Origin of the sequence: Bradyrhizobium sp. WYCCWR 13022, from assembly GCF_030435535.1 — a bacterium.
Classification (GTDB): domain Bacteria; phylum Pseudomonadota; class Alphaproteobacteria; order Rhizobiales; family Xanthobacteraceae; genus Bradyrhizobium.
The window spans coordinates 96094-119612 of record NZ_JAUIZJ010000007.1; the positions used below are offsets into that span (position 1 = coordinate 96094).

Annotated in this window: 22 protein-coding genes; 12 read left to right on the plus strand and 10 right to left on the minus strand. The window is 64.3% G+C overall.

Annotated elements, in window-relative coordinates:
• Positions 1-311: 311 nt before the first annotated feature.
• Genes QY049_RS12115 through QY049_RS12125 form a run of 3 tightly spaced genes read left to right on the plus strand, consistent with a single transcriptional unit; the run spans position 312 to position 3819 of the window.
• The gene (locus QY049_RS12115; protein WP_194481248.1) at positions 312-1265 is read left to right on the plus strand and encodes a sugar-binding protein; all 954 of its coding nucleotides are present in this window, start codon (positions 312-314) and stop codon (positions 1263-1265) included.
• Between the two features lie 29 nt (positions 1266-1294).
• On the plus strand, positions 1295-2812 hold the full coding sequence (locus QY049_RS12120) for a sugar ABC transporter ATP-binding protein (RefSeq protein WP_194481247.1): 1518 nt from the start codon (positions 1295-1297) through the stop codon (positions 2810-2812).
• A complete protein-coding gene (locus QY049_RS12125) occupies positions 2809-3819 on the plus strand; it encodes an ABC transporter permease (protein ID WP_194481245.1) in 1011 nt (336 codons plus the stop codon). Before QY049_RS12120 ends, QY049_RS12125 begins: the two co-directional genes overlap by 4 nt.
• A 204-nt stretch (positions 3820-4023) precedes the next feature.
• Here QY049_RS12125 and QY049_RS12130 read toward each other — a convergent pair whose 3' ends face one another.
• The 5 genes from QY049_RS12130 to QY049_RS12150 all read right to left on the minus strand — a co-directional run bounded on the left by QY049_RS12130 (position 4024) and on the right by QY049_RS12150 (position 9379).
• Positions 4024-4911: an ABC transporter ATP-binding protein gene (locus QY049_RS12130; RefSeq protein ID WP_301269376.1), complete on the minus strand. Its 888-nt coding sequence runs from the start codon at positions 4909-4911 to the stop codon at positions 4024-4026.
• Positions 4912-4985: 74 nt separating this feature from the next.
• On the minus strand, positions 4986-5960 hold the full coding sequence (locus QY049_RS12135; protein ID WP_194481239.1) for an ABC transporter ATP-binding protein: 975 nt from the start codon (positions 5958-5960) through the stop codon (positions 4986-4988).
• Between the two features lie 3 nt (positions 5961-5963).
• Positions 5964-6824 carry an ABC transporter permease gene (locus QY049_RS12140; RefSeq protein ID WP_194481237.1) on the minus strand — a complete coding sequence of 287 codons (861 nt, stop codon included), beginning with the start codon at positions 6822-6824 and terminating at the stop codon, positions 5964-5966.
• Complete coding sequence (locus QY049_RS12145) at positions 6821-7765, minus strand: ABC transporter permease (RefSeq protein WP_194481235.1); 945 nt, start codon at positions 7763-7765, stop codon at positions 6821-6823. The genes QY049_RS12140 and QY049_RS12145 overlap by 4 nt, the downstream gene beginning before the upstream one ends.
• A gap of 72 nt (positions 7766-7837) precedes the next feature.
• Positions 7838-9379, minus strand: coding sequence for an ABC transporter substrate-binding protein (locus tag QY049_RS12150; protein WP_194481234.1), 1542 nt, complete (start codon positions 9377-9379; stop codon positions 7838-7840).
• A gap of 226 nt (positions 9380-9605) precedes the next feature.
• Between QY049_RS12150 and QY049_RS12155 the strand changes: the two genes are divergently transcribed.
• Entirely contained in the window at positions 9606-10562 is a 957-nt protein-coding gene (locus QY049_RS12155) for a MurR/RpiR family transcriptional regulator (RefSeq protein WP_194481232.1), read from the plus strand.
• An 85-nt stretch (positions 10563-10647) separates the two neighbouring features.
• On the opposite strand, the gene QY049_RS12160 is transcribed toward QY049_RS12155, so the two are convergent.
• Both QY049_RS12160 and QY049_RS12165 read right to left on the minus strand, forming a co-directional pair.
• Complete coding sequence (locus QY049_RS12160) at positions 10648-13095, minus strand: TonB-dependent receptor (RefSeq protein WP_301269377.1); 2448 nt, start codon at positions 13093-13095, stop codon at positions 10648-10650.
• A gap of 171 nt (positions 13096-13266) precedes the next feature.
• Positions 13267-14625 (minus strand): histidine kinase, encoded by a 1359-nt coding sequence (locus QY049_RS12165; RefSeq protein WP_301269378.1) that lies wholly within the window; start codon positions 14623-14625, stop codon positions 13267-13269.
• Between the two features lie 196 nt (positions 14626-14821).
• Between QY049_RS12165 and QY049_RS12170 the strand changes: the two genes are divergently transcribed.
• Together QY049_RS12170 and fghA are read left to right on the plus strand one after the other, a co-directional pair.
• Positions 14822-15442, plus strand: a complete 621-nt coding sequence (locus QY049_RS12170) for a response regulator transcription factor (RefSeq protein WP_194481226.1) — start codon at positions 14822-14824, stop codon at positions 15440-15442.
• Positions 15443-15514: 72 nt separating this feature from the next.
• Positions 15515-16360: an S-formylglutathione hydrolase gene (gene fghA / locus QY049_RS12175; protein ID WP_301269379.1), complete on the plus strand. Its 846-nt coding sequence runs from the start codon at positions 15515-15517 to the stop codon at positions 16358-16360.
• Positions 16361-16541: 181 nt separating this feature from the next.
• Here fghA and QY049_RS12180 read toward each other — a convergent pair whose 3' ends face one another.
• Positions 16542-17114, minus strand: a complete 573-nt coding sequence (locus QY049_RS12180) for a DUF3280 domain-containing protein (RefSeq protein ID WP_258766020.1) — start codon at positions 17112-17114, stop codon at positions 16542-16544.
• 61 nt (positions 17115-17175) lie between these two features.
• Between QY049_RS12180 and QY049_RS12185 the strand changes: the two genes are divergently transcribed.
• The 6 genes from QY049_RS12185 (at position 17176) to QY049_RS12210 (ending at position 22033) form a co-directional block, all read left to right on the plus strand.
• Positions 17176-18357, plus strand: coding sequence for an ABC transporter substrate-binding protein (locus QY049_RS12185; RefSeq protein ID WP_301269380.1), 1182 nt, complete (start codon positions 17176-17178; stop codon positions 18355-18357).
• Complete coding sequence (locus tag QY049_RS12190; RefSeq protein WP_194481219.1) at positions 18342-19325, plus strand: YVTN family beta-propeller repeat protein; 984 nt, start codon at positions 18342-18344, stop codon at positions 19323-19325. Before QY049_RS12185 ends, QY049_RS12190 begins: the two co-directional genes overlap by 16 nt.
• On the plus strand, positions 19322-20128 hold the full coding sequence (locus QY049_RS12195) for an ABC transporter ATP-binding protein (protein ID WP_301269381.1): 807 nt from the start codon (positions 19322-19324) through the stop codon (positions 20126-20128). The genes QY049_RS12190 and QY049_RS12195 overlap by 4 nt, the downstream gene beginning before the upstream one ends.
• The gene (locus QY049_RS12200) at positions 20125-20973 is read left to right on the plus strand and encodes an ABC transporter permease (protein WP_301269382.1); all 849 of its coding nucleotides are present in this window, start codon (positions 20125-20127) and stop codon (positions 20971-20973) included. Before QY049_RS12195 ends, QY049_RS12200 begins: the two co-directional genes overlap by 4 nt.
• Positions 20970-21584 (plus strand): hypothetical protein, encoded by a 615-nt coding sequence (locus QY049_RS12205; RefSeq protein WP_301269383.1) that lies wholly within the window; start codon positions 20970-20972, stop codon positions 21582-21584. Before QY049_RS12200 ends, QY049_RS12205 begins: the two co-directional genes overlap by 4 nt.
• 149 nt (positions 21585-21733) lie before the next feature.
• Positions 21734-22033, plus strand: coding sequence for a copper-binding protein (locus tag QY049_RS12210; protein ID WP_194481211.1), 300 nt, complete (start codon positions 21734-21736; stop codon positions 22031-22033).
• A gap of 30 nt (positions 22034-22063) precedes the next feature.
• On the opposite strand, the gene QY049_RS12215 is transcribed toward QY049_RS12210, so the two are convergent.
• Both QY049_RS12215 and QY049_RS12220 read right to left on the minus strand, forming a co-directional pair.
• Entirely contained in the window at positions 22064-22624 is a 561-nt protein-coding gene (locus QY049_RS12215) for a PQQ-dependent catabolism-associated CXXCW motif protein (RefSeq protein WP_301269384.1), read from the minus strand.
• Entirely contained in the window at positions 22621-23454 is an 834-nt protein-coding gene (locus tag QY049_RS12220; RefSeq protein ID WP_246755863.1) for a substrate-binding domain-containing protein, read from the minus strand. The genes QY049_RS12215 and QY049_RS12220 overlap by 4 nt, the downstream gene beginning before the upstream one ends.
• Between the last annotated feature and the right edge of the window lie 65 nt (positions 23455-23519).

Sequence of the window (23519 nt, forward strand, 5' to 3'; positions counted from 1 at the left end):
CGTACCAATGCGGTGTGCCGCCTCGCAGCTACGAGTTCCTCGATCACGTTCAGGATGATGAACGCCAAGGAGGCGAACTGCGGCGCGATTTCGCGCGAACATCGCCCCGGGTTGCACGCTCGGCGTGCTTTTGCTACCGTGAGGTGCGTGCCTCATTTCACCTCACGAGCCGGCGGGTGGACCCCGCCCCAACCGCAAAGATGCGGACGGCGGCTGACCTGCGCGGCCCGCGAGATTGAGACATGCGCCCAATTCGGGCTCAAGCAGAGTTGGCCTTCATGAGGGGCTGACCGCACAAGGGGAGGATGAACATGCAGCGTCTCTTGATCGCAGGTGTATCTGTCGCGTTCACGATTGCTCTGGGCCTCGGCTCGGCGAACGCAGCCGACAAGAAGGTTCTGGCCTTCGTCGTCAACGGCGCGTCCGACTTCTGGAAGATCGCGGAAGCCGGCGTGAAGAAGGCCCAGGGCGAACTGCCCAATTACAATCTTCAGCTCAAATATCCGGAACAGGCCGCCGCTGCCGTTCAGCAGCGCATGATGGACGACCTCGTCGCCGCCGGCGCCGCCGGCATCATGGTCAGCGCGGTCGATCCGAAGAACCAGGTCGAGCATCTCAACAAGATCGCCTCGCAGACGCTGCTGTTCACCACCGACAGCGACGCGCCGAACTCGAAGCGCATCGCCTATATCGGCTCGTCCAACGTCGACCTCGGCAAGGACGCCGGCAAACTGATGCTCAAGGCGCTGCCGAACGGCGGCAAGTGCGTCGGCTTCGTCGGCCTGCCCGGCGCCGACAACGCCCGCGAGCGCATCGAGGGCGTCAAGGAGACCATCAAGGGCTCGAAGGTCGAGCTGGTCGACGTTCGCGGCGACGAGATCGATCAGACCCGCGCCAAGCGCAACGTCGAGGACATCCTCGCCGCCATGCCCGACGTGAGCTGCCTGGTCGGCTTCTACTCCTACAACACCCCGCGCATCTACGAAGTGCTGAAGGAGGCCGGCAAGCTCGGCAAGATCCAGATCATCGGTTTCGACGAGGATCCGATCACGCTGGGCGGCGTCAAGGAAGGCAGCATCGCCGGCACCGTCGTGCAGCAGCCGTTCGAGTGGGGCTACCAGGGCATGAAGCTGATGGCGAAGTACATCGAGGGCGACAAGTCCGGCGTGCCCGCCAACGGCATCATCATCGTGCCGGGCAAGGTCATCGACAAGACCAATGTCGACGACTTCATGGCCTCGATGAAGTCGATGCTCAAGAAGTAGGAGACGTGCGGAGTTGCCCGCAGCCGTCGATGCCTGAGCCGTTTCTCGAACTGATCGACATCAGCAAGAGCTATCCCGGCGTGGTCGCACTCGACCACGTCGGCCTTGCCGTGTCGCCGGGCGAGGTGATCGCCCTGATCGGCGAGAACGGCGCCGGCAAGTCGACCCTGATGCGGGTGCTCGGCGGCGTGGTCGAGCCGAGCGGCGGCAGCATCCGCGTCGATGGCGTCGAGCGAGGCGCGCTCACGGTGGGCGAGGCGATCGCCGCGGGCATCGCCTTCGTGCATCAGGAGCTCAATCTCTTCGACAATCTCGACGTCGCCGGCAACGTGTTCATCGGCCGCGAGCCCGTGCATGGCGGGCCGCTGCGGCTGATCGACCGCAAGGCGCTGTACGCCAGGACGCAGCCGCTGCTGGACCGCCTGGGCGCCGATTTCGCCCCGGACGCGCCGCTCGCCGATCTGTCGCTGGCTCAGCGCCAGCTCGTCGAGATCATGAAGGCGCTGTCGCTCGATGCGCGCCTCGTGATCATGGACGAGCCGACGTCCAGCCTGACCCTGGCCGAAACCGACCGGCTGATGCGGGTCATCGCCGGCCTCAAGGCCGACGGCGTCAGCATCATCTTCATCACGCACCGCCTCAACGAGGTGATGCAATGCGCCGATCGCGCGGTCGTGTTGCGCGACGGGCGCATGGTCGGCGCGTTGACCCGCGTCGAGCTGTCGCCCGCGGCGATGATCCGCCTGATGATCGGACGCGACCTCAAATCGCTCTACGTGCCGCCGGCCGCCCCGCCGGGCGAAGCCGTGCTCGACATCGTCGATGTTGTCACCGACACCTATCCGGAGCGAACGGTGAGCCTGTCGGTCCGCCGCGGCGAGATCCTGGGGCTGGCCGGCCTCGTCGGCTCCGGACGCACGGAGCTGGCGCGGGCGATTTTTGGCGTCGACCTGCTCAAGGGCGGCGCCATCAAGCTGAACGGCGAAGCCATCCGGGTCGAGAACCCGCGGGCGGCGATCGACCACGGCATCTACCTGATCCCGGAGGACCGCAAGGGCTGCGGGCTGCTGCTCGACGTCTCGATCGCGGAGAACATTTCGCTGCCGGACCTGTCGTCCTATCTGCGCTTCTTCCTGGTGAACACGGCGCGGGAGACCGAGAATGCCCGCAGCCAGCGCGAACGGCTCAAGATCCGCGCGCCCGACGTCGGAACCTCGGTCGGCTCGTTGTCCGGCGGCAATCAGCAGAAGGTCGTGCTGGCCAAATGGCTGTCGATGCGGCCCAAGGTGCTGATCTTCGACGAGCCGACGCGCGGCGTCGACGTCGGAGCCAAGCAGGAGATCTACGAGATGCTGCGCCGGCTGACCGACGCCGGCGTCGCGATCCTGATGATTTCGAGCGACATGGAAGAGGTGATCGGGGTCAGCGACCGGATCGCCGTCATGCACGAGGGTGCGATCTCGGGTTTCCTCGATCGCAGCCAGTTCAGCGAGCACAACGTGCTCCAGTTGGCCGTCGGCCACGCGGTTGAGATGAGGGTGCCTTGAACAAGAAAGACCTGAGCCTGCTGGTCCTGATCCTCGTCGTCGGCGCGGTCGTGGCCTTCATCAATCCGCGTTTCCTCTACGTCGGCAACCTCTCCAACACGCTGAACCAGGTCGGGATGTTCGGCATCTTCTCGATCGCGGAAGCCTTCGTCATCATCATCGGCGGGATCGAGCTCTCGGTCGGTTCGGTGATCGCACTGCTCGGCGTTCTCTTCATCGACCTCATCGTCAATCACGACGTCAACTGGATCCTCGCCTTTGCCGCGATCATCGCGGGCGGCCTCGTCATCGGCCTGGTGCACGGCACGCTGGTGACGCGAATGCATATCCAGCCGTTCGTGGTGACGCTGTGCGGACTTTTGATCTATCGCGGCGCCGCACGCTATTACACCGAGGACGCGACCGCGGGCTTCGGCTTCGGCGCCAGCTTCCCGACGCTGGAATGGCTGACGGCCGGCCGCACCAATTTGCTGGGCTTTCCGCTGCCGCACAGCGTGGTGGCGCTGATCGTCGTCGCGGCGGTCTCATGGGTGCTGCTGCACCGCTCGGTGTTCGGCCGCTATCTCTACGCCGTCGGCAAGAACGAGGAGGCCGCGCGCTATTCCGGCATCCGCTCCGAGCGCGTGATGATCTCCGCCTATGTCATCTGCGGTGGGCTGACCGCGTTCTCCGCCATCCTGTTCGCGATGTACACCCGCTCGATCTCGCCGGCCGTGCACGGCTCGTTCTACGAGCTCTACGCCATTGCGGCGGCCGTGCTCGGCGGCTGCTCGCTGCGCGGCGGCGAAGGCTCGATCGTCGGCGTCGTGCTCGGCACCGTGCTGCTCCAGGTGCTGCAGAACCTGGTCAACCTGCTGGGCATCCCGAGCTCGCTGAATTTCGCGGTCATGGGCGCCGTGATCCTGATCGGCGTGCTCGCCGACCAATATCTCGTCCAGCGCCGGCAGCGCGTGGGTGCGGCCAAGGGCAAGGGGCAGGCGAGCGTGGCAACTGCCCCGCAAACCTGAAACGACCCCATGCACAGTAGCCGGGGAAAGCGAAATCAGGGACTTACAGCGCGATGCGATCGGGATGACGGATCATCGCCCGCGAGCCTGCCGTTCGCGCACACGATTTCCGAAAAACCGTAGAGTGCTTGACCCGTCGGGCAAAACAGGCGCATAGTGACATCATCGGGATTGCTTGGCTGGCCCTCCCCGCCGCGCGCGCCGTTACAAATTGTGACAGGCAACTATCCTACCGTCAGTGCCGACGGATCGCAATTCGGGGACATCGGCCACGCAGCGATCGCTCGCTATTGGACAACGAGGCGCGTATGCGCAGCCGCTCGGTCGCCTAAACAGGCTTGGCGGTTCACCTGTTTCGATCGCGCCTTGGATCCGCTTCGAGGGATCCGGCTTCGGGATCGCTGCCACCAAGGCTTGCGTATAGGGATGAAGCGGATGATCCAGGACCGTCCGCGTCCCGGCTTGCTCCACGATCCGGCCCATGTACATGACGGCAACGCGACTGCTGATCCGTCCAATCACGCCAAGGTCGTGCGAGATGAACAACATCGACAAGCTCAGCTGCTCGCGCAAGTCCATCATCAGATTGAGCACCTGGGCCTGCACGGACACATCGAGCGCCGAGACCGGCTCGTCGGCGATAACGATGGACGGCGTCGGAAGAATGGCGCGTGCGATACCAACCCGCTGGCGCTGCCCGCCGCTCAGCTCATATGGATAGCGAGCGGCGAACGACGGATCGAGACCTACGGCCGTCAACGTGGCTTCTATCGCCGCGCGACGCTCGGCGCGGCTCTTGAAGAAGCCGTTGATGTCGCCGGCTTCCGCCACGGCGTCCCCGACCGCACGCCGCGGGTTGAGCGATGCATAGGGATCCTGGAACACCATCCGGACATTCAGCCGCATCTTACGGAGGCTGGCGCCACGCGCACCGATCACATCGGCTCCCTTGAAGCCGACGGTGCCGCTATCGGGACGGACCAGCCCGACGATGGATCGTCCCACCGTCGTCTTGCCGCAGCCGGATTCCCCGACGATCCCAAGCACCTCGCCCTCGGCCAGCGACAGCGAAGCGCCGTCCACCGCCTGCACCCGGTGTTTCCGTCCAGCGCGCCTGACACCAAAGGAGACTTTCAAATCCCGGACATCGAGAATGGCTTCGCTCCTCATGACGGCCCTCCGCCGTTCAGGGGAAACGCGCAGAGCACCTCGTGTCCCTGCGAGACCTCCGCGCGGGACGGGGCCTCCGTCCGGCAAAGGTCGCGTACGGCGACGCAGCGTGAGGCGAAGACGCAGCCAGCAGCCAGCCTACCGGGTGCCGGCGGCTGGCCAGAGATGGTCGGCAGACGGCGCGCGCTCGGATTTCGCGACGGCATGCAATCCATCAGCCCGCTTGTGTAATGGTGAGCCGGTCTCTTGAACAGCCCGTCGACCGAAGCGGTTTCTACGATCCGGCCCGCATACATGACGGACACGCGATCGGCGAGTTGCGCGATGACCCCCATGTCATGGGTGATGAACAATATCGCCATATCGAGACGATTGCAGAGCTCGCGCAACAGGCCGAGAATCTGGACCTGGATGGTGACATCAAGCGCCGTGGTCGGCTCGTCGGCGATCAGCACCTGGGGCCTGCAGGCAAGAGCGATCGCGATCATCACCCGCTGGCGCTGGCCCCCGGACAATTGATGCGGATAAGCCGACAGTTGCATTTGGGGATCGGGCATACGCACCAGTTCTAGCAGCTCGCGCGCCCGGGAGAGCGCCGCGGCGCCCGAAATTCCCTCATGCACACGCACGGCCTCGGCGATCTGATCGCCGATCCGGCGGACCGGGTTGAGCGATGTCATCGGCTCTTGAAAGATCATGGCCATGCGGCCATGTCCCGCCTCGACACGTTGCCAGGGCTGCAGCCGCGTCACATCGCAGCCATCCAGCATGACCTGCCCGGCCCGAACGCGGGGGCCGGGTTGCGGCAGCAACCCCATGACGGCGAGCGAGGTCATGCTCTTGCCACAGCCGGATTCACCGACGAGCCCGAGTATTTCGCCTTTGGCCAAGCCAAAGGACACGCCGTCGACGATGTCGAGCGCTGCATGCTCCGGTCCCAATGATACCGTAAGATCGCGAACGGATAGCACGGCCTAACCTTTCTCGCCGAAGACCTGACGAAATCGCGGATCGAGGCGATCACGCAGGGCATCGCCGACCAGGTTCAGGGAAAATGCCGTCACCACGATCATCAAGCCCGGAAAGATGAGCAGCCACGGAGCACGCGTGATGAAGGTGCGCGACTCCGCCAGCATATTGCCCCAGCTCGGAATGTCCGGCGGAGCGCCGAGGCCCAGGAAATCGAGTGATGCCGCGCCAAGCTGCGAGAACGCGAAGACGAAGCTGGCCTGTACCAGAAGCGGTGAGACCAGGTTCGGCAGGATGTGCTTGCTGATGAGCCATGGGGTTCCGGCGCCCATGCTGCGCGACGCTTCAACATAGGTTTCGGTACGCAAGCGTAGCGTGAGGCCGTAAACGATGCGCGTCGTCGTCGTCATGTAGCCGAGCCCGATCGCCAGAATCGCATTGGCCACGCTCGGTCCCAGGATCACGATCATCCCAAGTGCCAGCAGCAGCGTCGGAAAGGCCATCAGAACATCGACGATGCGCATCAGCACGTGGCCGAGCCGCGGGAACAGGGCGGAAAGGACACCGATCGGCACGCCCGTGCTGAGAGCGAAGACAACCACGCCCGAACCGATGAGGAGCGCCATGCGCGCCGAGTGGATGACGCGAGACAGCGTGTCCCTGCCAAACTGGTCGGTGCCGAACCAATGGACCGCGTTCGGGGGCGCCAGGCGGATCGCCGGATCGATGGCATAGGGATCAAAAGGCGCGAGCCACGGAGCGAAGGCCGCGGTGAGCACGGTCGCCAACAGGACCGCGAGCCCGACCAGTGCGATCGGGCGGGCGATGAACGGCCGGAGCCACAAGGTTGCGCTGTTGCTGCTCATTGCAACTCGACCCTGGGATCGAGCAGACGGTAGCTCAGGTCGACGATCAGATTGATCAGCAGATACACCACGACGATGACCAGTATGACGCCTTGAATGACGGGATAGTCTCGGCGAAGGATCGATTGAACGACGAGGCGGCCGATCCCGGGCAAGGCAAATACGGTTTCCGTGACGACCGCCTCCGACAGCAATGCGGCGAACGTGAATCCGAACGCCGAGACGACCGCCAGCAGCGCATTTCGCCAGATGTGGCGGCGTACGACCTGCCACGGCCGGATTCCTTTGGCGCGTGCCGTGCGCACGTAGTCCTCGCGGGAGACATCGAGCATGCTTGCGCGCGTCAGCCGCAGGATCAAGGCGGCATTCGGCGCCGCAAGCGCGAGGCTGGGGAGGACGAGATAGCGGAGATTGGCGAGACCGCCTTCGAAGATCGAGGGATATCCTGAGCTCGGAAACCAGCCGAGCCAGGCCGCAAAAATCAGGATCAGATAGAGCCCGACCCAGAACGTGGGTATCGAGGCCATCAACATCGCCCCGCCAGACAAGCCCTGGTCGAGCCACGTGCCGTGCCGGACCGCCGCGATCATGCCGATCGGCACGCCGATGACCGCAACCCAGACCATCGTCATGGTCGCGAGCAGAATGCTGGTCTCGGCGCCATCGGCAATCACCGACAACACCGGTGCCTGGAAGAAGATCGACCGCCCGAGGTCGCCCTCGAGCACATGGCCCATCCAGGTCAAATATTGCAAGAGGATCGGTTGATCGAGGCCGAGCTGATGCCGCAAGGCGTCGATCTGGTCTGGCGTCGCCGTGTCACCAAGTAGGACGTAGATGGGATCCCCTGGCACGACGTGGATGAACGCGAAGATGATGACGGACGCTGCCAGCAGCGTCACAGCCGTCGTTCCCGCGCGCTTGAAAGCGTAAGACCACATATGATTGTGCGCCGATCAGCGGCTACTGCAAGCGCCGGTGCCCGACGCTTCTCGTGGCCTCATTGCCGGTTGCTATTTGGTGGACACGTTCCAGAAGGCTGGACCGTTGGGATTGAGCCCTTTCAGCTTGGGGGACGCGATGTCGTAGGTGTAGGCATCGCCGACCTTCATAACCGGCACCTGTTCGTAGATCAGGGCCTGGATCTTGTCCCAGGTCGCCTTGCGTGCCGCAGGATCGGTCGACTTGATCAGCTCGGCCCGCAGCGTGCCGATCTCGGGGCTGTCCCACCAGCCCGGATAGCTGGCGTTCAGGAAGGTGAGAAGCAGCGGGTCGGGCGAGAATGAATGGTGGGTGACAAAGATGTCCCACTGCTCCGGCTGGCCCCGCATCTTCAGAAGCGTCGCCCAATCGACGACCATCATCTGAACGTTGATCCCGGCGTCAGCCAGCTGGCGCGTGAAGACGGAAGCTTCGTCGTAATGCGCCTGGTAATTTGTCGAGACCAGGAGACGGATCGGCGTCCCTGTATAATCCGCCTCCTTCGCGAGCTCCTTGGCTTTCTTCGCATCATGCGCGCTGTAACCGGAGACGCCTTCCGCCGAGTACCAGGGCGTGCCCTTGGGGAAGATCGATCCTTCCGCGTTCCAGAGGTCCTTGGGCCCGAAGGCGACGCGCAGGGCCTGCGATTTGTCCAACGCGGTCTGGATGGCGCGGCGGAGCTTATAATTGTCCTTCAGAATCCCCTGCTTCGAGTTCATGAAGAAGAGGCCGAAGATCGGCGCGTTCGTGCGCTGCACCTGAACCGATTGGTCCTTGCTCAAGGACTCGTAGAGATCACCGGAGATCATTTCCGCATAATCATAATCGCCGGCCTGCACACCGCTCACGCGCGTGCCGACGTCAGGGACCGGAATGAAGCGGATCTTGTCGAACATGGCGACGCGGGCACCGGCGAAGCCGTCTCCCTTTTCTTGCACCGGCTTATAGCCGTCGAATTTTTCCACCTCGACATAGCGGTTCGGCCGCCACTCCACGAACTTGTATGGTCCGGTCCCGATATAGTCCTTCTGCTCGATCGGCTTATTTCCTGCATTGGTGGCAATGTCTTCCGGATAGATCGCAAGGCCACCATTGACGTCTGCAATCAGAGTCTTCCAGGCGCCGTTCGGCGCCGAGAGCTTCAGCGTGACCTCGTACTTTCCGCTCGCCTCGACCGAGGTGGCGGCGGCCATCAAGAGCTTGCCCCGCGCTCCGTAACTGCCCCAGCGCGTCATCGATGCGACCACGTCCTTGGCAGTCATCTCCTTGCCGTTGTGGAAGAGGATGCCTTCGCGGAGCTTGATGACGATGGTTTTACCGCCGTCCTCCTCGCGATCGCTCTCGGCCAGCAGCGGGCGCGGCGCATAGGTCGAGTCCAGCGCGTACAGGGTTTCGAAGATGTGGCGGCCGATGACTGATGCGACGTCGGCTGTCGTCAGCATGACGTCGAGTGGCGGCGGTTCGCCGATGGTGGCTTCGCGTAGGAGTCTGGCCGCACCCGCCTGCGCATTCAGGAACAACGCGGTGGCTGTCACAATGGCGCCACGCATCAAGACACTCAGACCGTATCTCATGATCGCCCCTCCCGATTTGTTAAGTCGCCTGCCTATCCGCGCGGGCTGTGGTCCTGCTGGGGGGATCGGCGGCGGATTTTCTTTGTTTGAAAGTTACAGACATAATATGCGGGATTTCAAGCAGAAAATTGCTACTCCTTACGACTAAGTCGATGTATCTTTGGTCGGTACTGAAGGTTTCTTACGGGGATTTCGCAGGTTGATCTGACCTGAGGAAGGGCGGGCAATGCCGCGAGCGAAGCGAACTGAACCGGCGAGAACCGCAGCGGCTGTGATCCCGAAGCCCGCAAGCCACGACAATTTCGTCGCCGGCGACGTCATCTCCCTCATCAGGCAGAGCGCGCCGAATCTCAGCCCGTCGGAGCAGCGCGTTGCCACGGCGCTGCTGTCCGATATCGAATTTGCTATTCATGCCAGCAACGCCGAACTCGCCCGTCGCGCGCGCGTGAGCGAGCCGACGGTCACGCGGTTCAGCCGCACCGTGGGCTGCCGCGGAGTCCGTGACCTCAAGGTGCGGCTGGCGCAAGCGATGGCGGTGGGGCGGATCTACGTTGAGCCGCCGCCGCATGTCGGCACGGATCTGGCGCGTCCCGCGTTGTGGCGGTCGGTGTTTCAGGAAATCCGGCGCGCTATTGCCGCCGTCGAGGAGGGACTACGGAAAGAGGACATCGAGAAGGCTGCCGAAACCATCTCCGGCTGCTCGAAACTCGCTGCGTTCGGCGTGGGCGGCGGCTCGACCCTTGCGGCAGCGGAGGTGCAGAACCGCTTTTTTCGTCTTGGGGTCGCCGTCTCTCACGCCTCCGATCCGAGGCTGATGCTGATGATTGCAGCGACCTTCGGTCGCGACGATGTCGTGATTGCCATCTCGACCACAGGTGCGGCGAAAGAGGTGATCGAAGCGGCTAGTATCGCCAAGCACTACGGCGCTCTCGTCGTTGCGATTACCAAGCCGCAAAGCAAGCTCGCCTCGATCGCCGATATCACGCTCGGTGTGCACGTACCGGAAGCGCCGGATGCGCTGAAGCCGACGGCATCACGCTATGCGATTCTTGCGACCATTGATCTGCTCGCCGCCTCGACGGCCTATTGCAAGCCGCTCGAGGCCCAGGGGCGAATGCGGCGGATGAAATACGAGCTGATGAAGCGCAGCGACGGGGACGCCAAAGGGCCGCTGGGCGACTGAGGCGCGCAATCGGCAGATCGAAATTGCTTCGCAGCATTACCGTTGAACGCCAGCCACTTGACGCCCGCCGGTGAGACTTTCCAATTTAAAACGTCACCCGCATCCCCGCATAAAATGCGCGCGGCCTCGCCGGACTCAGCGAGCGCGGGTCGGTGAAGGGGTTTCCGCCGTTGGTGAAGTTCGGCAGAGCGGCGGTGTCGAAGAACTGCCCATAGGTCGCGTAGCGGTTGTCGAAGATGTTGTCGACCTTGCCGTAGAGCTGGACGTTCCGGGTCACCTGATACGAGGTGTGCAGATTGAACACCGTGTAGGATGGCAGCTTGGAATATTGGTTGGATTCGTCGCCGACCAGATATTGGCTGGAGACGAACAGCGCATTGCCGCCAACCTTCCATTCATCGGTGACGGCGTAGTCGACGCCGACCTTGACTCGGTGGCGCGGGATCGCGGGGATCTGGTTGCCGGGCAGGACCTGGATGTTGCCGTCGGCATCGGCGAACGGGCTGTTGGAGCCGAGCGTCAATGCGTCGAGGAAGCGTGCGTCGACGAAGGTGTAGCTCGCCTGGAACTGGAGCGTCTGCGATTTGATGTTGACCTCGGCCTCGAGGCCCTGCCGACGTGTCCTGCCGACATTGGTGAAGTAGCCGAAGCCGGTCCGCCCTGGAGCGGGGACGGCCAGGATGTCATCGTAATTGGTGGCGCGGAAGCCGCCGATCTTCCAGCCGAGCGTGCCGATGGTCAATTCCCTGGTGCCGCGCAGGCCCGCTTCGACGGTCTTGGACACGACCTGCTTGAGCGGCGGGTCGGAGACCAGAAACGCCGCGATCAGACAGGGATTGTTCGGATCGGCGCAGCCGAGCTCGAGCGGTGTCGGCACGCGGTTGGCCTCGGAATAGCCGGCATAGGCGGTCAGCTCCGGCGTGATCTTGTAGCTGCCGCCGATCACCGGATTGAATCGCGTGTAGGTATAGTCGCCGTTGAGCGCGGTGCCGAGCTGGTCCTCCAGCGAGATACGCGCGACGTTGAATCGGCCTCCGCCAGTGATCGCGAAGGCGTCCGTGACGTTGAACGTGTCCATCGCATAGACGCCGTTGTATTGGTTGACGGTCCGCAGCGAGACGGGACCGGCAAAGCCGGTCGCGATCGTGCCTGTCGGTCCCAGGAAAAGGCCGCTGCCGCTCACGACATAGTTCTCTCCGATCGAGCCGATCTCCGCGGTGGCATCGTAGCGCGTGACGCTGGCATCGTAGCTCGTGCCCATCACGAAGCGGTTCTCGTGCCCGAACAGCTGATCGGTGTTGGTGGCCTGCCCCGAAACGCCGAAGCTGGTCGACCGTATCGAGCTCCGGTCGATCTCGCCGAGGATCGTTCCCGGAGCAAAGGGATTGCCAAGCTGCACGCCGTTCATGCCATTCGCGGGCGTCGCGCCGTCGCCGAAGCACAGCAGCGTCGCGTCCGCCGTGCACTCGGTTACGTCGGTCGGATTGCCGTCGACGATCTTCTGCTCGTACCGGCGCACATGCGCGGTGCCTTCGAGCGTCCAGGTCGGCGTCGCGTCGGCCTTGGCGGTCAGGTTGAGATAGCCGACGCGGTTGGAGCTGGTCTGCGGTGTCGTATAGGTCGCGCCCCAGTAGTTGTTCAGGAGTTCGGCCGGAACGGTGGCGTTGGCGCCGAAATCGTTCTTGGCGACGCCCATGTTGACGTGGAATTCGCTGTCGCCCGCCTTGTAGCCGACGTCGCTGTAGAAGCGCCGCACGTCCGATTGGGAGAAGTTGCGGAAGCCGTTGTCATGCAAGCCTTCGAGCGCGGCGTAGATGCCCCAGTTCCGGTCGACCTGCTTGCCCCATTGCGCCGAGCCCTGCATGCGGCCGAACGAGCCGCCCATGACGTCAAGCTCCGCGCCTTGATAGGTGAAGCCGTCCTTCATTTGCAGATTGATCGCGCCCCCGAGCGCGTTGAGGCCGAAGACGGGGTTGTTGGTCACCAGCGTCGCAGATCTGATCGCCGCAGTCGGAATCAGGTCCCAGTTGACGGCGTCCGAGAAGGCTTCGTTGATGCGCACGCCGTTCTGGTACACCGCGAGCCCTTGCGGCGTGCCTGTTATCGGCGAGGCGATGAAGCCGCGAAACTCGACGTTGGGCTGGAACGGGTTGCCGGTGACCTCGCTGATGCTGACGCCGGCGATGTTGTCGCGCAGCGCATCGGTGACGTTGAGCGAGCCGGTGCGCTTGATCTGGTTGGCGTCGACGGCGTTGATTGCCGACGGAACCTTGTCGACATCGAGACCTCGGCCGGTGCCGGGCGCGGTTGGATAGACGTAGATCCTGCCACTGGTCCTCGGCTTGCCGGAATTGACAGCAGCGCGCGCGACCGGGCGCGGCGCGCTGCGGCGCGCCGTCGGCTGCGGCGCCACCACTTCGACCGCGGGCAAATTCTGGACATTGGTCTCCTCGTCCTGCGCGGCCATCACCGCGCCGGTCGAAAGCACCAGCCCCGTCGACATCGAGGCGATCAAAAGCTTTCGTGCGCCCATCCCCTGCCGTCCCACTTCCCAAGCGTCGGCTGTTTTGAACGTCGCCGATTGCGCGGAGAAGTGTAGTCGGCCCTGACGGATGCACTAGCCACAAAAGGTCCGGCATTGTCCGCACCCTTTTTCCCGACCAAATCGGGAATTTTTCCCGATCGGGATTTGTCCAGGGTGCGATCAGGCTGCCGCAGTCGGAACCAGCGCCTCGACGGTGACACCACCCTCGCCCGAGGCGACGTTGAGCGTGCCGCCGAGCGCCAGAATGCGCTCGCGCATGCCGACGAGGCCGAAGCCGAGCTTCTGCCCCGGCTCCATGCCGCGGCCGTTGTCGCTGACCCGCACCCGCGCACAGAAGCGGCCGTCGCGGCCCGGCTGCTCCGCAGGCTCGATCGCCACGACGATCGCGGTCGCACCGGCGTGGCGGAAGGCGTTGGTGAGCGCCTCCTGCACCACGCGGTAGATGGTGAGGTCGGCGGTCTCCCCGGTGACGCCAAGTGCCGGCGAGATCGTGGTCTCGATCGTGACGTCGGGATGCGATTCCCGCCACAGCCGCGACAGCGATTCCAGCGCCTTGCCGAGACCGAGCTCGGCGAGGCCGACCGGCCGGAGCCGCTCCAGCACGCGACGGGTGAACTGCTGCAGCGCGTTGATCTGCTCCAGCAGCGCGCCACCGTGCTTACGCACGGCCTCCGCGCTCGGCGCACGTCCATCGGCGAGCTTTGCCAGTGCGCTGGCATGCGCGCGCAGCGAGAACAGATATGGCCCGAACTCGTCATGCAGCTCGCGTGCGATCTCCTTGCGCTCGACGTCCTGGAGCGACACCGCACGCTCGGCAAGCCGCCGCTTGTCCTCGACCGCCTCCCCGAGCGTTGCCGCCAGATGATTGAGCCGGGTGCAGATCGCAGCCAGCTCGGGAGCGCCTCCAGGGTTGACGCGCGCGTCGTAGTGCCCGTCCTCGAGCTCGCCCATGGTCTGCGCCAGTGATTCCAGCGGCGCGAGCGCCCGGCCGACCACCGTCATCATCACCAGGAACAGCACCAGCGCGATGACGGAGCCGACCTCGAGCTGCGTGACGATGGCGTCCCAGATCTCGGCGATCTCGTCGTTGGGATGCGAGGTGATCGTCAGCGAGCCGGGCTTGCCATGGACCGAGACCGGCACGCTGACGGCTGTCTGCTCGGGGTGAACGAGGCTGACGAACCAGGCCGGCGGACCGGGCGTCTCGTCGTCGGTATCAGGACGCGGCGGCGTCAGCGGGTTCCCGCCGGCGTCGCGGAGCGCGATGCTGACATGGCGCAGGCGATTGAGGTCGTGTGCGATCTGGTTCAACCGGGCATCCGGATCCGGCGCCTCGTTGAGATCGGCAACGATCATCTCGATGAACTCGCGCGCCAGCCGGATCACGCTCTGGTCCTCGGCCTGCACGCGCGGCCCCGCTTCCGCGACCTGACGGCCGATATTGACGGCGAGCCCGAGCGCAAGCAGCAGCGCCAGCAGAAGGTTGATGCGCCCACGCAAGGATAGATTTTGCCACATTGCTTTCGCCCGTGCCCCAGCAACGATCGCTCGCGCCTGTCCGACGACGTTGACAGGGACGAAGCGGCCGATATCTAATCGGAAGCGTACAGCAATCCCGGCCGGGTTGCATGACCGGACATGAGACGCGTGTTTGTCTCGGTCGGTATCATGCGGCGCGGAAACGAAGAGTCCGGCGCTGTCACGGGGAACGCCTATGCGCATTCTGATCGTCGACGATCATCCCATTGTCGCCTCCGGCTGCCGCGCCGTGCTGGCCGACGAGGGCCAGATCGAGATTCTGGAGGCCGCCGACGCCGAGGACGGCGAGAGCGTCTTCATCGTCGAGCGCCCGGACCTCTGCGTCATCGACATCAACCTGCCGACCGTCTCCGGCTTCGAGCTCGCGCGCCGCATCCTCGAGCGTGCGCCGGAGGCCCGCATCATCATGTTCAGCATGAACGACGATCCGGCCTTCGCCGCGCGCGCGATCGAGTGCGGCGCCAAGGGCTACGTGTCCAAGACCGGCGACCCCGATGATCTCGTCGAAGCGATCCGCACCGTCGGCGCCGGCGGCACCTATCTGCCGAGCGCGATCGCGCGCAGCATCGCCTTTGCGGGGCCGACCCTGACGCAGAGCCCGCTGTCGAAGCTGAACGCGCGCGAGATGGAGATCTTGCGGCTGCTCAGCGCGGGAAAAAGCCTGTCCGAGATCGCCTGGCTGGTGCAATCGTCCTACAAGACGGTCGCCAATACCTCCTCGATCATGCGCCAGAAGCTCGGGGTCAAGACTTCGGTCGAGCTGGTGAGGCTGGCGATCGACAGCGGCGTGGCCTAAAAGCACGCCACGAATTTCGGTCATACAGGCATTGCATTCTCGATGTGGTGAGATGCCACGGAGCTATCAGGCATGACGATCCAGACTGTCTCGACCAATCGATCCCATGGCGGCGTGCAAGGCGTGTACCGCCATGCGAGCCAGGCGACCGGAACCGACATGGTGTTCTCGGTCTATGTTCCACCGCATGCCGACGGCGCCAGGCTGCCCGTGGTCTGGTATCTCTCCGGCCTCACCTGCACCCATGCCAACGTCACCGAGAAGGGCGAATTCCGCAGAGCCTGCGCCGAGCTCGGCCTGATCTTCGTCGCCCCCGACACCTCGCCGCGCGGACCCGACGTGCCTGGCGATGCCAACAACGCCTATGATTTCGGCCTCGGCGCCGGCTTCTATGTCGATGCGACCGAAGCGCCGTTCGCGCGCAACTACCGGATGTGGAGCTATGTCACCGACGAATTGCCCAAGATCGTATCGGGAAATTTTCCCCTCGATGCCAGGCGGCAATCGATCATGGGCCATTCCATGGGCGGTCATGGCGCGCTGACCGTGGCGCTGCGCAACCCGCACCGCTATCGCGCCGCCAGCGCCTTCGCCCCGATCGTGGCGCCGTCACAGGTGCCCTGGGGCATCAAGGCGCTGACCGGCTATCTGGGGCCGAGCAAGGAGGCCTGGCGCAGCCACGACACGGTCGCGCTGATCGAGGACGGCGCGAAATATTCGGGCTTCCTGGTCGATGTCGGCGAGGCCGACAATTTCCTGAAAGAACAGCTCAAGCCCGAATTGCTGCAGGCGGCCTGCACCAAGGCCAACATCCCGCTGACGCTGCGACGGCAGCCGGGCTATGACCACAGCTACTATTTCATCTCGACCTTCATGAGCGACCATCTGCACTGGCATGCGGAGCGATTGAAGGGGTAGTTTTCGTTGCTCCTCTTCCCTTCTTCCCTTGTGGGAGAAGGTGGCGCGAAGCGCCGGATGAGGGGTTGTTTCCACTCGCGAAACTGTCCGTGAGGATAGATACCCCTCACCCGGCTTCGCTTCGCGAAGCCACCCTCTCCACAGGGGGAGAGGGTACAGCGGAGCTAACGGAAAGAAGGATCTACTCCGGCCTGCCGTAATTCGGCGCCAGCAGGCGGTTGCGGATCAGATAACTCATCGTGCGCGACCAGGATTCGTCGGTGTTGCCGCGCATGTCGGCGCTGGCCGCCGTGATCATCTTCCCGGTCTTCACGTCGCGCAGATAGATGTTGAGATTGATGATCAGGTTCGAGACCTTCTGCACCATGCCGGTGATCTCGAGGTCCGCACCCAACTGTCCGGCCAGCTTGAGGTCGCAGCCGCCGCAGGCCTGCAGATTGCTGTGATGGGCGGCATCCCTGATGGGCGCGATATCAAGCAGCTGGAACCGGCCTGACTCAGCTAGTTCCTTGCGGAGCTGCTCGCTGATATGCGCGAGCCGCACCTCCTCGGGCTTCGAGCCGTAGAATTCGCCGGGCAGGCTGGTGTCGATCAATTCGAAGTCGAACACCGCAAGTTTCGGCGGATCGGCGAATGCGGCCGATCCCGTCAACAGCAATGCGGCGAAACACAGCAGCGCTCGCACGATCGTGATTCCTGCGCTCGCGCGCGCGAGGACGAAATGCGGGGTTGCAAGCCTTGCCAAATCGGTCATGCTTCCAGCAGAAACAATTCTCCACCGGCGGTCAAGCCGGGGAGGATTCTTTGGAGGAAGCATGATCCGATGGTTGCTCGGCCCGATCGGCCTGTGTCTGGCGGCGATGCAAGCGCTCGCCGCCGACCCGGTTACGATCGGCGTCGGCTATCTCGGGGTTGCCGGTACCCGATCGACGCTGTCGCTGGTCGAGCAGCCCGCCGAGAATGACGGCGTCGCCGGCGCCAGGCTCGCGATCGAGGACAACAACACCACCGGAAAGTTCACGGGCCAGCGCTTCACGCTGGAGGAGCGCCGCATCAAGGAAGGTGAGGACGTGGTCCAGGCCGCGACCGCCCTTGCCGACAAGAACGGTTTCATCATTGCCGACCTGCCAGCCGATGCGCTTCTGAAAGTGGCCGATGCCTTGCGCGATCGCGGCACGCTGCTGTTCAACGCCGGCGCCATCGACGAGCGGCTGCGCGAGGCCGATTGCCGTTCCAACGTCATCCACACCGCGCCGACACGCTCGATGCTGGCGGATGCGCTCGGCCAATACCTGGTGTGGAAGAAATGGTCGCGCTGGCTTCTGGTGGTCGGCTCGCATGACGAGGACAAGCTCTACGCCGATGCGCTCCGGCGCGCCGCCACGCGCTTCGGCGCCAAGATCGTGCAGGAACGCACCTTCGAGGACAAGGGCGGCGCACGCCGCACGGACTCCGGCGTGACATTGATCCAGCGGCAGATGCCGGTGTTCACCCAGCAAGCACCCGCTTACGACGTGCTGGTCGCCGCCGACGAGAGCGAGGTGTTCGCCGCCTACCTGCCCTATCGCACCTGGGATCCCCGCCCTGTCGCGGGCTCGGCCGGTCTGATGCCGCGCAGCTGGGACGCCGCGCAGGACCAATGGGGCGCGATCCAGATGCAGAACCGCTTCATGAAGCTGAACTCACGGCGCATGACCGCGCTCGACATGCAGGCCTGGACCGCGGTGCGCATGATCGGCGAGGCTGCCACGCGGACCAATTCCGGCGACGTCAAGAAGGTCACCGACTTCATCAAGGGACCCAACTTCGAGGTCGCCGCCTTCAAGGGCACAAGGCTCACCCTGCGCGACTGGAATCTGCAGCTCCGCCAGCCGATCCTGCTGGTCGACGGCCGCATGGTGGTGTCGGTGTCGCCGCAGGAAGGATTTCTGCACCAGGTCTCCGAGCTCGACACGCTCGGCTACGATCGCCCGGAGAGCAAATGCAAGCTGAAATGAGGACACGGATGTTGCGCGTGGGATTGCTGTCCGGACTCGTGCTGGCGGCGGCGCCCGCGCATGCCTTCGTCGCCTATGTCTCGAACGAGAAGAGCAACACGGTGTCGGTGATCGACACCGAGAGCTGGACCGTGACGCAAACCATCAAGGTCGGCCAGCGCCCGCGCGGCATCGAGTTCACGCGTGACGGCAAATTCGTCATGGTCGCGGTCGGCGACGACGACACCATCCAGCTGATCGACGCCAAGACGCAGGCGATCGTCGACACCCTGCCCTCCGGTCCCGACCCTGAATTGTTCACCCAGGATGCAGCCGGCAAGACGCTCTATGTCGCCAACGAGAACGACAACACGGTCACCGTGATCGATCTGGAGAAGCGCGCCCGCCTCGGCGACATCCAGGTCGGCGTCGAGCCCGAAGGCATGACCGTCAGCCCCGACGGCAAGATTCTGATCAACACGTCCGAGACGACCAACATGGCGCACTTCATCGATACGGGATCGCGCCAGATCGTCGCCAACGTGCTGGTCGATCCGCGCCCACGCTTCGCCGAGTTCAAGCACGACGCGTCCGAATTGTGGGTGTCGTCGGAGATCGGCGGCACGGTGTCGGTCGTCGATCCCCAAAAGCACGAGGTGATCGGCAAGGTCAATTTCGAGATCCCGGGCCTGCGGAAGGAGGCGATCCAGCCGGTCGGCATCGGCATGACCAAGGACGACAAGACCGCCTTCGTCGCGCTCGGCCCCGCCAACCGCATCGCCGTGGTCGACACCGCCACGCGCAAGGTGACGAAATATCTGCTGGTGGGCCAGCGCGTCTGGCACATGGCGTTCACGCCGGACGAGAAATATCTGCTCACCACCAATGGCGTCTCCAACGACGTTTCCGTCATCGACGTCGCCGCGCAGAAGGTGATCAAGACCATTCAGGTGGGCGAACTGCCCTGGGGCATCACGATCGCGCCATGACCAGCCCCGCACCCATCGCCGAACCACGCGAGACGTCACGGCCCGATCCGGCCGCGATGCCGGCGCTGTCGATCGACGGCGTCAGCCATTCCTACGGCCCGCGCCGCGCGCTCATCGACGTCTCCTTCGACGTGCAGCCGGCGAGCTTCACCGCGCTGCTCGGCCTCAACGGCGCCGGCAAGAGCACGCTGTTCTCGCTGATCACCCGCCTGTTCGGCATTCAGAGCGGCCGCGTTTACATCTTCGGCCACGACATCAGCAAGAGCCCGGGCGAGGCGCTGCGTCTTCTCGGCGTCGTGTTCCAGCCGCGCACGCTCGATCTCGATCTGTCGCTGACGCAGAACCTGCTCTATCACGCAGCGCTGCACGGCATCAGCCGCCGCGAGGCGGCCGCGCGCAGCGCCGAGCTGCTCGCGCGCATTGGCCTGGCTGACCGCGCCGGCAGCAAGGTGCGCGATCTCTCCGGCGGGCAGATGCGGCGGCTGGAGATCGCCCGCGCGCTGCTGCATCGCCCGCGGCTGTTGCTGCTGGACGAGCCGACCGTCGGCCTCGACGTCAAGGCGCGCGCCGACATCATCAGCCATGTCCGCCAGCTCGTCACCGAGCAAGGCATCGGCGTGCTCTGGGCGACGCATCTGTTCGACGAGATCATGCCCAGTGACGACCTCGTGGTGCTGCACCAGGGCAAGGTGCTGGCTCAGGGCCCGATGGCCCGCGTCATCACGGAGGCCGGCGCACAGGACGTCAACACCGCCTTCATGCGCCTGACGGGCGCGCAAGCGGTGCCGGGAGGCGGCGCATGAGCAGCGTCACCACACGCGAGGCGCCGCGCGGCTTCTCGGCCTCCGAGTACATGACCTGCCTCACCGGCATCGTCTGGCGCGAAGGGCTGCGCTTCCTGCATCAGCGCGAGCGCTTCGTCTCGGCGCTGGTGCGGCCGCTGGTGTGGCTGTTCATCTTTGCCGCCGGTTTCCGCCAGGTGCTCGGCATCTCCATCATCCCGCCTTACGAGACCTACATCCTCTACGAGGTCTTCATCGCGCCCGGCCTGATGGCGATGATCCAGCTTTTCAACGGCATGCAATCCTCGCTCTCGATGGTGTACGACCGCGAGATGGGCAATATGCGCACCCTGCTGGTGAGCCCGCTTCCGCGCGGTTTCCTGCTGTTCTGCAAGCTGCTGGCGGGCACCGCGGTCTCGCTGCTCCAGGTCTACGCGTTCCTGATCATCGCCTGGTTCTGGGACATCACGCCGCCCCCGATCGGCTACCTCACCGTGCTCCCGGCGCTGATCCTGTCAGGACTGATGCTGGGCTCGCTCGGCATGCTGATCTCATCGGGCATCAAGCAGCTCGAGAACTTTGCCGGCGTGATGAACTTCGTCATCTTCCCGATGTTCTTTGCGTCATCCGCGCTGTACCCGCTCTGGCGCGTGCAAGAGGGCAGTCCTTATCTCTACTATGTCTGCCAGGCCAATCCGTTCACGCATGCGGTCGAGCTGATCCGCTTTGCGCTGTATGGACAGATCAACTGGATCTCGCTGGCCGTGGTCGGGGCCTGCACAATCGTCTTCATGATCGGCGCGATTTTCGCCTATGATCCCTCGCGCGGGCTGGCGCGGCGCGGGCCTGCGGGAGGCGAAGGATGAGCATTCGGACCCTTGCCGTGGCAGCCCTTGCGTTTGCGGTCTCGACCGTTGCCGCATACGCCGCCGATCCGCGCTATCCCAACTGGCCCTGCGCGCAGGCCAAGGTGCCGGAGATCTCGCTCGCGGCCGTCTGGGCCGGCCCCGCGCTCGACGACGCCGAGACCAAGTGGAAGGACGACAGCAAGGTCAGCGCGCTGGTCTCCAAGCTTGCGGCCCGCAAGACGCCGCTGGACGAGGCCGAAAAATCAGTGAAGGAGTTCTTGGTCGGTTCCGCCGCCGACAAGACCGCCAATGCAAAACTGCTGTTCGCCGGCCTGTTCGACACGCTCAACGCCCAGCGCTCCCAGGTCATGAGGGGGCTCGAGCGCGTCAGCCACAAGCAGCGCGAGGCCGCCGACAAGATCCGCGAGGAGACCATCCAGCTCCAGGCGCTCCAGGACGCAACGCCGCGCGACGACGCCAAGGTCGACGCCATGAGCAACCAGCTGATCTGGGAAACCCGCATCTTCGAGGACCGTCGCAAGGTGGTGCGCTTCGTCTGCGAGGTTCCGACCACGATCGACCAGCGCCTCTTCGCGCTCGGCCGCGTCATCCAGCAGGAAATGGAATAGCGCGGGCCTTATAACGTCAATCCTGCTGACGACTTTCAGATAAGTTCCCGCGATATCAACGCGATCGTTAATGTTTGCGGCGCTATCTGCCGGAACCAAATCGATCTAGGATGGCTTGTCCTGTGAATCTCCAGCAACGGGAGGGCTCGATGGGAACAGCAAAATTCATCCTCGCAGGTGCTGCGGCCGTCACGGTGCTGGCATCCAGTGCCTTTGCTGACGACATGACCGGGATGGTCACCGGCATCAACAGGCTCAACAACACGATCTCGATCCAGCAGACGCAGAAGGGCACGGTCGGCGGCAGCGCCGGCGGCGCCGGCGCGCTCCAGCAGTACAAGGCCAAGGACGCCGCGATGCTGGATGCCGTCCATGCCGGCGACAGGGTGACTTATGCCGTCACGAACACCGACGGGTCGGGCACATTGACGAAGTTGCAGAAGCAGTAGGGCTTACCGCTCCCCGACCGAGGCACTGCTTCACTGCTCCGGCCGCGGCTCGGGTTGCGCGTCCTCCGTCGGCAGCCTCGCTTGCTCCCAGCCGTCGGTGCCATCGGGATACCAGGCAACGTTGGTATAGCCGGAAGCCAGCGCGCGCTTGGCGGCGTTCCAGGACATCCAGCAATCGGCGAGGCAATAGATCACGAGCAGCGCGGCCTTGTCGCCGTGCGAGGCCTGCGTGAGCCCGCGCTGCAGATAATCGTCCATGGCCGGCGGCAGCGCACCGTAGCCGGTGTCCGGCAGCCAGATGCTGCCGGGAATGTTTTTCCGAGGCGTATCGCGCCATACCGTGCCTGCAGGAAGATTCTTCGGCTTTGGCGCGCGCGGCAACACGTCGACGAAGGCGCCACTCTTCGCCCGCCAGATCGCCTCGGCTTCCGCGGTCGTCAGCACGCGCGCGCCCTCGAGCGTCGCCGGCACCGGCGCGCGGTAATTGTCGGTGCGATAGCCGTCCGGCTCGAACGGCTCCTGCTGCCGCTGCGCCAAAGCCGGCACCACGAGGGCGGCGGCGAGGAACGCAGCGGCAAGAGGCCGTCTCATGGCGCCTTTCCGGCCGCCTCCACAGCGAGCGGCCGATCGTTCTCGTCGAGCAGAGGCACGCCAAAGTCGATCAGGATCTTGTTGATCTCGCCCTGGTTCTCCTGGATCAACTTATTGAGCTGCCGCTTCCAGTTCTGGTCGGCGGCGCGCACGCCCATGCCGATGCGATAGACCAGTTTGGGACCGGTGGTTTCCTTCACCAGCGGCGTCACGTGCAGCGCGCCGGCTTTCTTGGCATAGTAGCCCGCCATCGGTCCCCACAGCACGCCGGCGTCGATTTTCCCCGAGGTAAGATCGTCGATCATAGCCTGTGCCGAGTTGTCGTAGCGCGTGTCGATCATCAACGGATAGGGCTTTGCGTCACGCATGAGCCCGGCGATCGCCATGTTGGTCGCCGGCGGCGTACCGGCGATGATACCGACATGCTTGCCTTTCAGCTTTGGATCCTCGAGCGTGTCGACATCCTCGAGTCCGCTGCCGGCCTTGGCAACCAGCGCATAAGTCGTGCGGTAATAGGGATTGGTGCCCTGCGCGATGTCGTCGCCCTGCGGGAAGCCCATGATGACGTCGCAGCGATGCGCGCCCAGCGTCATGCGCACGAAGCCCGTGGCTTGCGGGAAGAACACGTAGTCGAGCTTCTTCTGGAGCTTGCCGGCGAACAGCTCGGCGAGCTTGTTCTCGATGCCCTCGCCCTTCTCGTTGGAGAACGGCATGTTGCGCGGGTCGGCGCAGACGCGCAGCACCTTGGGGTCGACCAGCTCGAACGAGAGATCACCACCGTCACTCGTCTGCGCGCGGGCGACGTCGCCGATCGCACAAGACGCCACCATCACACAGAGTGTAAACAACCAGCGACGATGTCGTCCGGCCTCCATCGCGCTTCCTCCTCATTTCG